This is a genomic window from Thalassospira permensis NBRC 106175 (genome assembly GCF_000714555.1).
GTDB classification, from domain to species: domain Bacteria; phylum Pseudomonadota; class Alphaproteobacteria; order Rhodospirillales; family Thalassospiraceae; genus Thalassospira; species Thalassospira xiamenensis.
On record NZ_AUNC01000034.1, the window covers coordinates 206,677 to 221,132 of the forward strand.

Sequence of the window (14,456 nt, forward strand, 5' to 3'; positions counted from 1 at the left end):
AAAAGAAGCCCCTGCCCGTTCTTCAACGGCACAGGGGCCTTCTTGAAATCAACCGATCAATCAGACCGCTTCAAGCACAATGGCAATGCCCTGCCCGACGCCAATGCACATCGTCGCCAGCGCATATTTGCCGCCAGTACGTTGCAACTGCATCGCAGCCGTCCCGGTGATGCGCGCCCCCGACATGCCAAGCGGATGACCAAGCGCAATCGCCCCGCCATTCGGGTTCACACGCGCATCGTCATCGGCAATGCCAAGATCGCGCAATGTCGCAAGCCCCTGCGATGCAAAGGCCTCGTTCAGTTCGATCACGTCAAGCTGATCGGTGGTAAGACCAAGACGCGCCAGAAGCTTCTTGCTGGCCGGTGCCGGGCCAAAGCCCATGATGCGTGGCGCAACACCCGCCGTCGCACCTCCAACCACCTTGGCAATCGGTTTCAGGCCGTATTTCTTGACCGCCGCCTCCGATGCAATGATCAATGCCGCCGCGCCGTCATTAACCCCCGATGCGTTGCCTGCCGTTACCGAACCACCTTCGCGGAACGGGGTTGGCAGTTTGCCCAGCTTTTCAACTGTCGTGCCCGGACGCGGATGTTCATCCTTGTCAACGATGATCGGGTCGGCCTTGCGCTGCGGAATGGTGACCGGCGTGATTTCCGCGGCCAGATTGCCGTTTTCCTGTGCCGCCACCGCCTTGTCCTGCGACCGGACGGCAAAGGCATCCTGATCGGCACGGCTGATCTTGAAATCCTCGGCGACGTTTTCACCGGTTTCGGGCATGGAATCAACGCCATACTGCTTTTTCATCACCGGATTGATGAAACGCCAGCCAATCGTGGTGTCATGGATTTCCGCATTGCGCGAAAAGGCCGTTTCGGCCTTTGGCATCACGAACGGCGCACGCGACATGCTTTCGACACCGCCGGCAATCATCAGATCGGCTTCACCCGATTTGATCGCGCGTGCGGCCATGATGATCGCGTCCATGCCCGACCCGCACAGACGGTTGACCGTCGTGCCAGTCACAGTTTCCGGCAATCCGGCCAAAAGCGACGACATGCGCGCCACGTTGCGATTGTCTTCCCCGGCCTGATTGGCACATCCGAAAATCACGTCATCGACATCGCCGAAATCAACATTCGGATTGCGTTCGATCAGTGCCTTCAGCGGAATGGCACCAAGGTCGTCCGCACGGACCGATGAAAGACTGCCGCCAAAACGGCCAATCGGGGTACGGATAAAATCGCAGATATAAGCATCAGCCATATGTGGGGTCCTTACTGCTGGCCTTCATGGGCCTTGGCGGTGCGGGCATGCAGGTCACGCAGGACCTGAAGCTCGTGCGCGTCGGGCACCGGAGTTTCGGCGACTTCATCTGCAAATTCAACAGTCCAGCCAGTGTTTTCGATAATATCTTCGCGCGTCACGCCAGGATGGATCGATGTCACGATGAAATGCTTGCCAACCGGATGCGGTTCCATGATGCAAAGATCGGTAATCAGCCGCGACGGACCTTTGGTATCCACACCATAAGACGCACGGTCATCACCGCCCTTGCCATGACCAAGCGAAGTCACAAAATCGATCTTTTCAACAAAGCCGCGCTTGCTTTGTTTCATCACCAGAAACACCTCGCCACAGCTCGTCGCGATTTCAGGTGCCCCGCCACCACCCGGCAGGCGGACTTTGGGATCGTCATAATCGCCAATCACGGTGGTGTTGATGTTGCCGTATTTATCAAGCTGTGCCGCGCCAAGGAAGCCAACGGAAATCTTGCCGCCCTGCAACCAGTAGCGGAACATTTCCGGTACCGGCACGGTATTGACCGCCGTTTCGCAAAGCTCGCCATCCCCGATGGATAACGGCAATACATCGGGCTTCGTACCAATCGTGCCGCTTTCATAAATCAGGGTCAGTTCTGGCGCGTGCGTCAGACGCGCAAGGTTGCACGCCGCCGACGGCATGCCGATCCCGACAAAGCACACATCGTCATTCTTGAGTGCGCGCGAGGCAGAAACCGTCATCATTTCGGTAGGGGTATAGTCAACCATGATCTTTCCTCCGCTTACCCTTTGTTCGCTGCGCGCTTGGCGGCGAAATCTTCGGGGCCGCCCTTCATGACATGCTCATCGATCCACGCGGTGAAACTGTCACGATCATTGGCGATCTTGTCCCACGCCTTGTAAAACGCGTTGTCGCGCTTGTAATAGCCTTGGGCATAAGACGGATGTGCACCACCGGGCACCTCGACAATCGCGGTCACCGCCCAGTTCGGCAGCATCACGGCGTTGTAGGGAACATCGTCAAAGTTATCGACGATCTCCTCGACCGTGATGATCGACTTTTTCGCCGCCAGAACGGCTTCTTTCTGAACACCGACAATGCCTTCAAACAGGACATCGCCCTTTTTGTTGGCTTTCTGGGCATGGACCACGGCAACATCCGGGCGAATGGCCGGAACAGCGGCAAGGCTTTCACCAGTGAACGGGCATTCGATGAATTTGATATTCTTGTTCACGCGCGGCAATTCCGCCCCGCGATATCCCTTGAACACCGCACAGGGCAGACCCGCCGCCCCCGCGTCATAGGCATTGGCCATTGCCGCATGGCTGTGTTCTTCGATCTCAAGCTTATGCGGCCAGCCTTCCTGAACCGCATCGCGCAACCGGTGCAAAGACCCGACACCGGGGTTCCCGCCCCACGAAAACACCAGTTTCTTTGCACAACCGGCCCCGATCAGCTGATCATAGATCATATCGGGCGTCATCCGGATCAGGGTAAGGTCCCTGATCCCCTGCCGAATGACCTCGTGCCCGGCGGCATGCGGGATCAGATGCGTGAAACCTTCCATCGAGACGGTATCGCCATCCTTGATGCAGGATGCGACAGCCTCTTTAAGCGACATGAAACGTGCAACCACGGTAAAACTCCTGTGGTAACCAGAACAAGAAAACGCGGCATATCTCAGCCGGATGCGTTGGAATGATTTGGATGGCTGCGCCTACCGGCTTTCCCCAAAGCAGCGAACACAGCCATCCGGACCGAAGCGACTTACACGTCGAAGAACACGGTTTCCGCGTCCCCCTGCATGTGAATGTCGATCCGGTATTCAACCCCGGTACGGGTTTCGACACGCTTGGCAATCAGCGTGTCACGGCGATCAGCGGGAACTGATTGCAGGATATCATCCCTGGCGTTCAATGCCGCCTCGTCATCGAAATAGAAACGGGTAAAGGCATGAACCAGCATGCCGCGCATGAACACGATGACATTGACAAACGGGGCCGTACCGTCGGCCACAACACCCGGTTTGACCGTGTCAAAGTAAAAGCGGTTCTGCGCATCCGTGCCGGTGCCACAACGGCCAAGCCCCCGGAAACCCGATGATGCAACATCAACCGGATTTTCGGCATAGTTTCCCTTGGCGTCGGCCTGCCAGATTTCGATCATCGCGTCATTGACGACATCGCCGTTGCCATCAAGAACACGGCCAGTGATGCGGATATGTTCACCTTCCGCGTCCGGTCCGGCGATGGTCGTGTCGGCAATGTCGGTAAAGTCATACGCGTATTGCCCGGCGGTCAGGCCATAGGCGAAATACGGACCAACCGTCTGCGAGGGGGTTTCACCATATGCCATGACTTAATTCTCCATCGGGGTGGCATTGCGTCCGCGAAGGACGATGTCAAACTGATAACCAAGGGCAAAGCCTTCCTCGGTCTTCTCGATCGAGAATTTCGCAATCAGGCGTTCGCGTGCCGCGGCGTCCTCGGTACCCAGGAAAATCGGATCAAGTTCCAGCAACGGATCGCCGGGAAAATACATCTGGGTCACAAGCCGCGTGGCAAAACCCGGCCCGAACAACGACAGATGAATATGGTTCGGACGCCATGCATTGAAATGGTTGCCCCACGGATAGGCTCCCGGCTTGATCGTATAGAAAACATAATTGCCGTTGGCATCCGTCATGCACCGGCCCGACCCGCGAAAATTCGGGTCAAGCGGCGCATCATGCTGATCCACCTTATGCACATAACGCCCGGCTGCATTGGCCTGCCAGACCTCGACAAGAATGTCGGGCTGCGGGCGGCCATTGGTATCCATGACCTTGCCATGCACCACAATGCGTTCGCCCAGCGGTTCGCCATTGGTGATACCGTTTTTCGTCAGATCGAAATCAAGCTTGCGAACTGATGCCGGGGCAAAACGCGGGCCAGTGCCCTCGGTCAGACCGGATTTGATGGCAAGCGGGGCGCGCGTCGGACCGCGCAGAATGGTGGATTTGTAACCGGGCGCGATAAAGGGAGCGTGGGAACCCCAATCACGCGGTTTGAATGTGGACATGGCGTTACTCTCCCTTGGCGGCCGCATCGATCTCGGCATAGGTTTGTTTGGCAATGCGGAACGCTGTATTGGCGGTGGGAACACCGGCATAGACCGCAACATGCATCAGAACTTCACGGATATCTTCACGCGTGGCACCGGTATTAAGCGTTGCACGGATATGCATCGCCAGTTCTTCTTCATGGCCAAGCCCGGCCAGAAGCGCGATGGTCACGATGCTGCGTTCGCGCTTGGTAAACGCATCGCTGGTCCACACACCATTCCAGACATTCTCGGTGATGTAACGCTGAAAACCGGCATCGATTTCCGTGACATTCGCCGATGCACGATCCACATGGGCATCGCCCAGAACAGAACGGCGGGTTTTCATACCGACTTCATACCGGTTCTCAGACAAGGTTCTTCTCCTTGATAAATCGGTCGATCAACCGGGAAAGCAATTCAGGGGTTTCAAGGCACGGCAAATGCCCGACCCCGTTTATAAGTTCGAATTGGGCACCGGGGATCATCCCGGCCATCTCGCGCACGACATCGGGCGGTGTCGCCAGATCCTCCGATCCGCAAACACAAAGGACCGGCACCGAAATCCGGGTCGCCGCATCACGAAGATCACCATCGCGAAGGGCAACGCACGTTCCGACATAACCCTCGACCGTGGTACGCACCAGCATGTCGCGATACATCGCGGTTTCAACCGGCCGTTTTCGGCGATATGTCGGCGACAACCACCGTTCGATGATGGCATCGCCAAGAACCTCGATGCCACCTTCCCGGATGGCATTGATCCGCGTGTTCCAGCCATCCGCATCGCCAAGTTTCGGCGCAGTATCGCAAAGGATCAGGCCGCGAACACGCTCCGGCACCAGTTCGGTGACCTTCTGCGCAATCAGTCCACCGACGGACAAACCGCAAATAATCACGTCTTTGACGCCGAGATAATCCAGAAGCCCGATCAGGTCATTGGCATGCAGGTCGATATTGTAATCCGCCCCGCCAATGCCCGATAAACCATGCCCGCGCTTGTCATAGGTTATGACGTTGAACCGGTCGGCAAAGGCCGGGGCAACATCGTTCCAGATACGCAGATCCGTACCCAGCGAATTTGAAAACACCAAAGCCGGGCCATCTTTCGGGCCGGTCTGGCAATAATGGATATGTGTCCCGTTGATCGGGGCGACTTGTAAACTCATGTCATTTCCACCCTGACTTGTTACGCCCAATCTGGCAGGCGACTTTGGTTATGTAAAATGAGGATTTGCGTTAAATGCATAACTATACAATTATACAAAACAGGAATATTTGATTTCTGGAATGGTAACCATGCTTGATCAACGCATTAAATTCCGCCATCTGACCTGCTTTCTGGAGGTCGCCCGCCAGCGCAGCGTCGTCAAGGCCGCCGACACATTATCGATCACCCAGCCGGCCGTATCGAAAACCATCCGCGAACTTGAAGAACATCTTGATGCCCGTCTGTTTGACCGGTCCAAACGCGGCGTCACCCTGACCGATTTCGGCAAGGTGTTCCTGCGTTATGCCGGCGCCAGCGTCACCGCTCTGCGTCAGGGTGTCGACAGCATCAGTCAGGTGCGCATGCAGGGCGGGCTTTCGATCAATCTTGGTGTATTGCCAACCGTCGCCGCCAGCGTCATGCCAAACGCCATCCGCCGGTTCAAGGCACTCAGCCCCGATACAACGGTCAAGGTCGTCGCCGGACCAAACGTCATGCTGATGGGGCAGTTGCGCGTCGGCGAACTTGATCTGGTGGTCGGTCGTCTGGCCGAACCTGATCAGATGTCTGGCCTGTCCTTCATACATCTATATTCGGAACATATCTCGCTGGTTGCGCGGCCCGGTCATCCATTGCTGGCCGATAAAAACCCGGATATCACGCGCATTCGCGAATTTACGGTTCTGGTGCCGCCCAAACAGGCGATCATTCACTCGACTGTCGATAAAATGCTGATTGCGCATGGGATCGGTGCCCTGCCCGACCGGATCGAAACCGTTTCGACATCCTTTGGCCGCGCCTTTACCCGCGAAACCGATGCGATCTGGATCATCTCGAACGGGGCCGTGGCATCCGACATTGCCGAAGGCCACCTTGTCGAATTGCCGATTGATACCAGCGATACCTTTGGCCCGGTGGGCCTGACCACCCGCATCGACAGCCCGGTCTCACCCCCGGTCGAAATCCTGATCAATGCGGTCCGCGAAGAAGCCGCCCGGCATCATGCAACTCATGCCCGCCACGATACATAATCATATGGTTATGAAAACAAGCGCCAATATCATTATACATAACCATGCGACGACCATTAGATTGATTACAAATTGGCATGGCAGCTGTGCATAAACGGCAAACATGCGAACAAAAAGAATAACAAAAACAACAAGAAAAAAAAAACTTCAGGAAAACTTTGCAGATAAAAAACGCATCATGGCTGAGACGTTTGATGGCGTTTGGCAACGCCACGGGACGTTCAAAGGAGGAAAGAATGAAACACATCACGAAACTGCTGACAGGTGCCGCCGTTGCGACCATGGTGTCGTTTGGCGCCCACGCACAGGAAGTCACACTGACGATCCAGCACTTCCTGGGCCCGAAAGCACCGGCACAGGCCCAGATGATCGAACCGTGGGCCAAAAAGATCGAAGAAGAATCCAACGGTCGCATCAAGTTTGAAATTTTCCCGTCCATGTCGCTGGGTGGCAACCCGCCGGAACTGTATCGTCAGGTCCGTGATGGTGTCGCCGATATCGTCTGGACCCTGCCGGGTTACACCCCGGGCGTCTTCCCGCATACCGAAGTTTTCGAACTTCCGGGTGTTCATCTGGGCGATGCACGCGCGACCAACCTCGCGATCTGGGACCTGATGGAAGACATGGCACCGGACCTTAAGGACATCCATCCGCTCGCCGTTCACGTCCATGCCGGTCAGGCCATCCACCTGACCCAGAAAGAAGTCCGCACCGTTGCCGATGTCAAAGGCCTTAAACTGCGCACACCGACCCGTACCGGTTCATGGGTGATTGAATCCTGGGGCGCAGAACCGGTTGGCATGCCGGTCCCGGCCCTGCCGCAGGCCATGTCGCTTGGCGTGGTTGACGGCGGCCTGGTTCCGTTCGAAGTCGTCCCGCCGCTGAAACTGGCTGAACTGGTTTCCTATTCCGTCGAAGGCCAGGGCGTTAATTCGCGCTTTGGTACCTCGGTCTTCCTGTTCGCCATGAACAAGGACCGTTACGAAAGCCTGCCCGACGATCTCAAGGAAATCATCGACCGGAACTCCGGCCGCGATTTTGCCGCCCAGATCGGTGATGTTTTCAACAATGTCGAAGAAGTCGGCAAGAAAATGATCAACGATGGCAAGGGTCAGGTTGTTCAACTGACCCCGGAAGAAAAAGCGACCTTTGACGATGCATCCGCATCGGTTGTTGATCGCTGGATCGAAGAAGCAAAATCGAACGGCATCGACGGTGCTGCTCTGGTCGAAAAGGCCAAGGCTGCCGTTCTCGCCCATACCGAGCAGTAATCTTTCCAGATTACTGGCAAATCTGACAGGGTTACGTATCATCACGTTACGTAACCCCGTTTTCCCGCAAGATTGCCCGCGAGAATGAATGACAGATGAAACACGTGCTTAACAAGGCCGCATCATGGCTTGCCGTGGCGGGTGGTTTTTTGGCCCTGCTGATCGCGGTGGTAACCATCGTCAACGTGACCGCATTCGGCCTGGACAAACTCGCGCGCCTGTTTGGTGCGAATTTCCCGGCAATTATCGGCTACGAGGATTTCGTCAGCATGGTTGTCAGCTCGGCGGCCCTGATGTTCTTCCCCTATTGCCAGACCCGTTACGGCCATGTCGCCGTCGACGTGTTTATCAAAATGTTTCCCAACTGGTTCGCGCGCGGTGTCGATATCGTATCGGGCATCCTGGTGACGCTGCTGGCCCTGTTCCTTGGCTATATGATGATCAACGGCCTGATCGAAGTCCGCAGCGACAATACCCTGTCGGCAATTCTGGGCTGGCCGATCTGGCCGTTCTATGTGCCGGGCATCGTATCGATGTTCCTGTGGGCGCTGATTGCCGCAAGCCAGATTTTCGAAAGCGAGGCCACGGCCAATGTCTGAACGCGAATTAATCGGCCTTGGCGGTCTTGTACTGCTGTTCTTTATTCTGGCGCTCCGCGTTCCGGTCGGGCTTGCCATGATCGGGATCGGGATCGGCGGCAACTATGTGCTTAGCCTGTTCTTCCCCTTCCTGCGCTTTGAACCCTATCTGCAACAGTTCAAATCCCTGTTTTACGGGATTGTCTCGAACTATGAACTCTCGGTCGTGCCGTTATTCGTCCTGATGGGCTACCTCGCCAGTCAGGCCAACCTTTCACGCGATCTGTTTCAGGGCGTCAATGCCATTCTGGGCCGGTTCCGGGGTGGTGTTGCCATGGCCGCCATCGGGGCTTGCGCCGGGTTTGGCGCGGTTTGCGGATCATCGCTTGCCACCGCATCGACCATGGGCAAGGTCGCCCTGCCGGAATTGCGCCGCCTGAATTATTCGCCGCGCCTTGCCACCGGTACGCTGGCGGCGGGCGGGACACTTGGCATCCTGATCCCGCCGTCTGTCGCACTGGTGATTTACGCCGTCACGGTCGAGGCATCGATCATCCAGATGTTCCAAGCCGCGATCATCCCCGGTTTGCTGGCGGTGGTGTTCTTTATGGCGGTAATTGCCATTCAGGTCCGCCTTAACCCAAGCCTCGCCCCGATCCCCGAACCGATGGCACCGGCGGAACGTCGCGAAGCATTGCTGCGCCTGATCCCGGTGATGGTGATTTTCGGATCAATCATTCTGGGTCTTGGGGCCGGTCTGTTCACCCCGACCCCGGCGGCCGGTGTGGGTGTGTTTGCCATTCTGGTTTATGGCGGTTACATGCGCCTGCGCGGCAAGGGTGGCCTGACATTTTCCGGCCTCAAACAGTCGCTGCGCGATACGGCTGTCACCACCTCGATGATCTTCTTCATCCTGCTGGGGGCCGAAATCCTCAAGGGTTTCTTCAGCCGTGCCAACCTTCCGGCCTATATGGCCGAGGCCGCCGCCACCAGCGGTCTTGATCCCTGGCTGATCATGGTTCTGATGCTGCTCGCCCTGATCGTTCTGGGCTGCTTCATGGAAAGCCTGTCGATGATCGTGGTGATCATCCCGTTCTTCTGGCCGGCCCTGGTCGATATCAATGGCGGTGACTGGGCAACAGCCGCCACCGCGGCCTATGGCATGGGGGCCGAAGACCTTAAAATCTGGTTTGGTATTCTCGCCCTGATTGTCGTGGAACTGGGGCTGATAACGCCCCCGGTGGGGCTGAATGTGTTCATCATCAACGCCCTTGCCGATGGCGTCCCCATGAGCCAGACCTTCCGCGGCGTCATGCCCTTCTTTGCCGCCGAGATCGTCCGCATCATGTTGCTGATCTTTGTCCCGGTGCTGACATTGTTTGTGCCAACATTCCTCGGCGGTTAGCAACGCGCATCATAAGCTTGCGAAAAGCCCGCCCGCTGTGGCGGGCTTTTCTTTTGGTCAAACCCGAAAACCGCTAGACTGTCCCAAAGCAAACAGCAAAACATGATCATGGTCGCAACCCGCAACAGCATTCCGGTCTATAAACTTTACGGCGAAACCGGCGATACCGTCCCCGGAACCGCCGAACAGATTGCCATTTCCGAACCGGAATTCTTTCATCTCGAAAGCATCCCGTCGCGATCCAAACTGCATGACCTGCACATTCAGCCGCACCGTCACGCCAATCTGTTTCAGCTGCTTTACATCACGCACGGCGATGCCGGGATCGAATTTGACGACCGGCAATTCACCATGCAGGTCGGCCATCTGCTGACCCTGCCGCCCGGCACCGTGCACGGCTTTCGCTTCAGCCCCGATATTGATGGCTGGGTCATTTCACTGACCGACTATCATTTGCAGGAAATTCTGGCCCCTGCCCCGAAATTGCTTGCACGCCTTGACCGACCACTTTGCGTTGATGCATCGGCAACCGCCGATCAGCCAAGCCCGACCGATTTCCTGATCCGTCAACTGGTCGCGGAATATTACGGACATAATACCGGGCGGTTATATGCGCTGCGTAACATATTGGGGTTGCTGTTGCTCGGCATCGGCCGCGATGCACCCTCGGGCGATCCGGCGCGCCTAAGCCGCAAGGAACAGAAAACCGCCAAGTTCCGCAAATTCCAGTCGCAGATCGAAACCTTCTACAAACAGCACAAACCGCTGGAATTCTACGCGCGCGAAATCGGCATCACCACGACACAGCTCAACCGCATCGCCAAGGACATCTATGGCATGACCGCCATCGAAGTCGTCCATCACCGCCTGATCCTTGAGGCCAAACGCACCCTGATCTATACCGACATCGCGGTTCAGCAGATCGCCGATGAACTGGGCTTTCGCGATGCCGGCTATTTTTCGCGCTTTTTCGCCAAAAAGGCCGCGATGTCACCGGTTCAATTCCGGCAGGATCACCGGTAACATTCGGCCAAATCCGGGACCGGTCAAAGCCAGCCACCCGTCCCGCTCAGATGCTTGGGCAAATCACCAAGCGGCACATTGGTCAGATCCTTGACGATTTCACCATCAAGTGCCTCGGCCAGTGGCTTGGGCATTTTGGTGCGGACCTCGCCCATCACCTTGGGCGGCGCAATGACAATCAGATTGTCAAACCTGCCCTGCTTGCACTCATCGGCAAGATATCTGACGACATCATCGACGAATTCCTTCTGGGCATGTTCATGCGGATCGGATGCCGGGGGCATGGCGTGGCGTTGCTGATTGCCTGCTGGATTGGCAAAACCGCGTCCCGGTTTGTCGCTGGCGATTTCCTGACTGGGCCGGTTATCGGCCTGCATTTCCTCGACCGTTTCCAGATGACGGCCTTCGGCATCGCGCGTAACCGCAATCACATGCGCCTTGCCTCCATCGGCCACGAGAATCCACTGGTTCTTATGCATTTCAACCTGCCTTTTTGTTGGGACTGTCCCCGGAACGTTACGGGGATAGCTTTGGTTCCAAATCAAGGCAGATCAAACAGTCCGAAATCGATTATCGCCAGCCCAGCAACCAGCGATCAAGCCTTCCTAAAAGCCACGAAACACATAAGCCCAAAAGCGATAAAACCACCACACCGGCAATCAGTTGATCGGTCTGATACAGGTTGCCTGCGGCCAGAATAAGCGCCCCAATCCCGTATTGCGCGCCGATCATTTCGGCCGCAATCAGAAGGATGATCGCGATCGAGGATGAAATACGGAACCCCGACAGGATGGTCGGCAGCGCCCCGGGCAGGATGATCTTGCGGATCACCGACCACATCGGCAGATCAAAGCTCTGCCCCATGCGGATCAGGTTGCGCTGCACATTATCCACCCCGCCGAATGTATTGATCACGGTCGGGAAAAACACGCCAAAGGCAATGGTGGCAAATTTCGATGGCTCCCCAATGCCAAACCAGATGATGAAAAGCGGCAAAAGCGCAATCTTCGGGATCGGGAAAAGGGCCGATACAAACGCCACGCCGGGCGAGCGCGCCCAACTGAACATCCCGACCAGAAAACCGACAAAAAGCCCGGCCACCGTCCCCATGATCCAGCCGCCAACAAGCCGCTGCAACGACGCGCCAAGGTGAAGCCAAAGATCGCCACTCACGATCAATTGCCAAAGCGCCTTGGCCACCGCAACCGGGCTTGGCATCGCAAGTTCGCTGATCACACCCGTGCTTGATCCCAATTGCCAAAGCGCAATCACGGCAACGAAAAAGCCCCACGCTGCAACCGGATTGGCCTTCGGGTTAAAGCCCGTGGCACGAAACCGCACATGACTTGCCGGCGATGCCGTGCTTTGGCGTTCTGCCCGCACTTCGCTGATATCATGCGACATTTTCAAGCTCCTTATCGGCCGCAATCGCCTCATCCCGGATCAGGTCCCAAAGGGCCTGCTCATGCGCAATCAGCTCCGGCATGCCTTCGCGCCGCTCTGCTATCGGAATATCGATTGTGTGGATTTCCTTGATCGTGCCGGGGCGACGGCGCAATGCCACCACCCGGTTTGCCAGCCGCACGGCTTCGTTCAGGTTATGCGTCACATAAACCGCCGTCATGCCGGTCCGCGCAAATAACGCGGCAAATTCATCGAGCAGCAAAATCCGCGTCTGCGCATCAAGGGCTGATAACGGCTCGTCCATCAGCAAAACCGCCGGGCGCACCGAAAGCGCACGCGCAATCCCGACCCGCTGCTTCATTCCGCCCGAAAGCTGCTTCGGATAAGCATCGCGGAAATCCGATAAATTGGTCTGCGCCAATACCTCCGCCACCCGCGCATCACGGTCCGTTTTGGACAATCCGTGATCTTCAAGAACAAGGCTGATATTGCCCGCCACCGTCCGCCACGGCAAAAGCGCGAAATCCTGAAACACATAAGTCAGCGGGTTAAGGCACCCTTCCGGCGTCGCCTTGTCGCAAATCAGAATCTCGCCGCGTGTCGGGGCCAACAACCCGCCAATGATCGACAATAATGTCGATTTGCCACAGCCCGACGGCCCGATCAGGGCGACGACCTCGCCCGGTTCGATCCCGAAATCGATATCGCGCAGCGCCTCGACCTGATCATATGAATGGCAAATGCCCTTGATTTGCAGCCGCATGGCACAATCCGTTTATCTGAAATCTAAAAATGAAACGACCGGGCCAGCCGACAACGCAACCGGCCCGGTCGGGAAAATATTGCCTTACTCGGTCAAGGCCGGGATAAAGCTGGTATCGATGAATTTCGCCGGATCGGCATCAGCCGAAACAAAGCCGCGATCCTGATACCATTTGACCTGCGCCCTGACATCGGCAACGTCAAGCTTGGCTTCCTCGGTGATGAACATCGCGCCATTGCGGATTTTCGGATAGGCCTTGTCCGCCGGATCGTTGGCATAAACATATTTATGCACGATCTCCAGAATCTCCTGCGTGGTGTCGCTTTCAACAAGCTTGCCATCCGCATCGGTCGCCAGAAGGGCCGCCCGGTAATCCGCCACACCCTTCTGATAGGCGCGTACGAACTTCTCGACCATCTCGCGGTTTTCTTCGACATTCTCGGTCGATGTAAACAGGCCACCGACCTGATAAGGCACGTAATCCTTCACCCAGCCGATAATATGCGCCGCCCCGGCATTGGCCAGCGGCTTTGCGATATGCGGCACGATGATCATGCTATCGACCTGCCCGCTTTTAAGCGCGCCAATCATGTTGGGTACGGACTGCAACGGTTTAAGCGAAACACTTTCCGGGTCAAACCCGGCCTTCTCGGCGACATTGCCAATCATGTAGTGGAAGCTCGATCCGACCTGCGAAAGCGCAAAGCTATGACCGGGCAATTTATCAACCGATGTCAGCCCCGCCTCAAACGCCGCATTGGATGCCAGAATGGCCGATCCGTCATAACCCGGATCTTCATGCAACTGCGCGCCGATAACCTTAAGCGCCCCCTTGGCCGCAAGGTTAAAGAACCCGCCCGTGAACGCCGTCACGCCAAAATCGGCATCGCCCGATGCAATCGCAACCGCAACCGGCTGGGCCGCCTGAAAGATCGAAATCTCGGCATCAAGGCCCTCGTCGGCAAGGTAACCCTTTTCCTTGGCAATAAATAACGGCGCGCTTGAAACAAACGCCAGTGCGGCAATATCGACCTTCTCGTTGGCTTGTGCGGCCTGTGCGCCAAACGCCACAAGCGCGCTCGCCCCCATCGCCAGAGCAACAACCGATCCACGCGCCAGCCGTGCCGCGCCCGCCATTCCCCTCATCGAAACCATGTTTCCTCCACAGGATCATTATTTTTGAATGCATTATAACCTTCGGAATTTTGTTAGCCGATTTATCGACAAATTGCCAATCTTTGCCGCATTTTTCCGCCAAAAGGGTCGATTTCGCCCTTAATGCGCAAGTCACAGCGACCCCTATTTCCGCCAAGGTCGAATTTGCGCGGGTCTTCCGACATTGCCGTACCACGCTCTCCCATCTTTCTAGCACCCCTCAACCGTCGTTCCCGCGAAAGCGGGAACCC

The 14,456-nt window shown here is 56.7% G+C and carries 16 protein-coding genes; 5 read left to right on the forward strand and 11 right to left on the reverse strand.

The genetic code is table 11. From position 1 onward, the window contains the following. Window positions 1–60: 60 nt before the first annotated feature. The 7 genes from pcaF to pcaD all read right to left on the reverse strand — a co-directional run bounded on the left by pcaF (window position 61) and on the right by pcaD (window position 5,534). Window positions 61–1,266, reverse strand: coding sequence for a 3-oxoadipyl-CoA thiolase (gene pcaF / locus SMB34_RS15765; protein ID WP_037991456.1), 1,206 nt, complete (start codon window positions 1,264–1,266; stop codon window positions 61–63). Window positions 1,267–1,277: 11 nt separating this feature from the next. Next, the gene (locus SMB34_RS15770) at window positions 1,278–2,051 is read right to left on the reverse strand and encodes a CoA-transferase subunit beta (protein WP_037991458.1); all 774 of its coding nucleotides are present in this window, start codon (window positions 2,049–2,051) and stop codon (window positions 1,278–1,280) included. Between the two features lie 14 nt (window positions 2,052–2,065). Then, window positions 2,066–2,920, reverse strand: coding sequence for a CoA transferase subunit A (locus SMB34_RS15775; RefSeq protein ID WP_037991460.1), 855 nt, complete (start codon window positions 2,918–2,920; stop codon window positions 2,066–2,068). A 131-nt stretch (window positions 2,921–3,051) separates the two neighbouring features. Next, the gene (gene pcaG / locus SMB34_RS15780) at window positions 3,052–3,639 is read right to left on the reverse strand and encodes a protocatechuate 3,4-dioxygenase subunit alpha (protein ID WP_037991462.1); all 588 of its coding nucleotides are present in this window, start codon (window positions 3,637–3,639) and stop codon (window positions 3,052–3,054) included. A gap of 3 nt (window positions 3,640–3,642) precedes the next feature. Further along, window positions 3,643–4,344, reverse strand: coding sequence for a protocatechuate 3,4-dioxygenase subunit beta (gene pcaH / locus SMB34_RS15785; RefSeq protein ID WP_037991464.1), 702 nt, complete (start codon window positions 4,342–4,344; stop codon window positions 3,643–3,645). 4 nt (window positions 4,345–4,348) lie between these two features. Beyond that, complete coding sequence (gene pcaC / locus SMB34_RS15790; protein WP_037991466.1) at window positions 4,349–4,741, reverse strand: 4-carboxymuconolactone decarboxylase; 393 nt, start codon at window positions 4,739–4,741, stop codon at window positions 4,349–4,351. Further along, the gene (gene pcaD, locus SMB34_RS15795) at window positions 4,734–5,534 is read right to left on the reverse strand and encodes a 3-oxoadipate enol-lactonase (RefSeq protein WP_037991468.1); all 801 of its coding nucleotides are present in this window, start codon (window positions 5,532–5,534) and stop codon (window positions 4,734–4,736) included. The genes pcaC and pcaD overlap by 8 nt, the downstream gene beginning before the upstream one ends. A 130-nt stretch (window positions 5,535–5,664) precedes the next feature. Here pcaD and pcaQ point away from each other — a divergent pair, with 130 nt between their 5' ends. The 5 genes from pcaQ (at window position 5,665) to SMB34_RS15820 (ending at window position 10,883) form a co-directional block, all read left to right on the forward strand. Next, window positions 5,665–6,606 (forward strand): pca operon transcription factor PcaQ, encoded by a 942-nt coding sequence (pcaQ, locus tag SMB34_RS15800; RefSeq protein ID WP_037991474.1) that lies wholly within the window; start codon window positions 5,665–5,667, stop codon window positions 6,604–6,606. Window positions 6,607–6,842: 236 nt separating this feature from the next. Then, window positions 6,843–7,877 (forward strand): TRAP transporter substrate-binding protein, encoded by a 1,035-nt coding sequence (locus SMB34_RS15805; protein ID WP_037991622.1) that lies wholly within the window; start codon window positions 6,843–6,845, stop codon window positions 7,875–7,877. Window positions 7,878–7,972: 95 nt separating this feature from the next. Continuing rightward, window positions 7,973–8,476, forward strand: a complete 504-nt coding sequence (locus tag SMB34_RS15810) for a TRAP transporter small permease (protein WP_037991476.1) — start codon at window positions 7,973–7,975, stop codon at window positions 8,474–8,476. Beyond that, entirely contained in the window at window positions 8,469–9,860 is a 1,392-nt protein-coding gene (locus SMB34_RS15815; protein ID WP_037991478.1) for a TRAP transporter large permease, read from the forward strand. Before SMB34_RS15810 ends, SMB34_RS15815 begins: the two co-directional genes overlap by 8 nt. A 102-nt stretch (window positions 9,861–9,962) precedes the next feature. Continuing rightward, complete coding sequence (locus SMB34_RS15820; RefSeq protein ID WP_037991481.1) at window positions 9,963–10,883, forward strand: helix-turn-helix domain-containing protein; 921 nt, start codon at window positions 9,963–9,965, stop codon at window positions 10,881–10,883. A 23-nt stretch (window positions 10,884–10,906) separates the two neighbouring features. On the opposite strand, the gene SMB34_RS15825 is transcribed toward SMB34_RS15820, so the two are convergent. The 4 genes from SMB34_RS15825 to SMB34_RS15840 form a co-directional block, all read right to left on the reverse strand. Then, window positions 10,907–11,362 carry a host attachment protein gene (locus tag SMB34_RS15825; protein WP_037991483.1) on the reverse strand — a complete coding sequence of 152 codons (456 nt, stop codon included), beginning with the start codon at window positions 11,360–11,362 and terminating at the stop codon, window positions 10,907–10,909. Between the two features lie 91 nt (window positions 11,363–11,453). Then, entirely contained in the window at window positions 11,454–12,287 is an 834-nt protein-coding gene (locus tag SMB34_RS15830) for an ABC transporter permease (RefSeq protein WP_156962686.1), read from the reverse strand. Further along, entirely contained in the window at window positions 12,277–13,050 is a 774-nt protein-coding gene (locus SMB34_RS15835; protein WP_037991484.1) for an ABC transporter ATP-binding protein, read from the reverse strand. Before SMB34_RS15835 ends, SMB34_RS15830 begins: the two co-directional genes overlap by 11 nt. An 84-nt stretch (window positions 13,051–13,134) precedes the next feature. Then, window positions 13,135–14,205 (reverse strand): ABC transporter substrate-binding protein, encoded by a 1,071-nt coding sequence (locus tag SMB34_RS15840; RefSeq protein ID WP_240478850.1) that lies wholly within the window; start codon window positions 14,203–14,205, stop codon window positions 13,135–13,137. Window positions 14,206–14,456 lie beyond the last annotated feature (251 nt).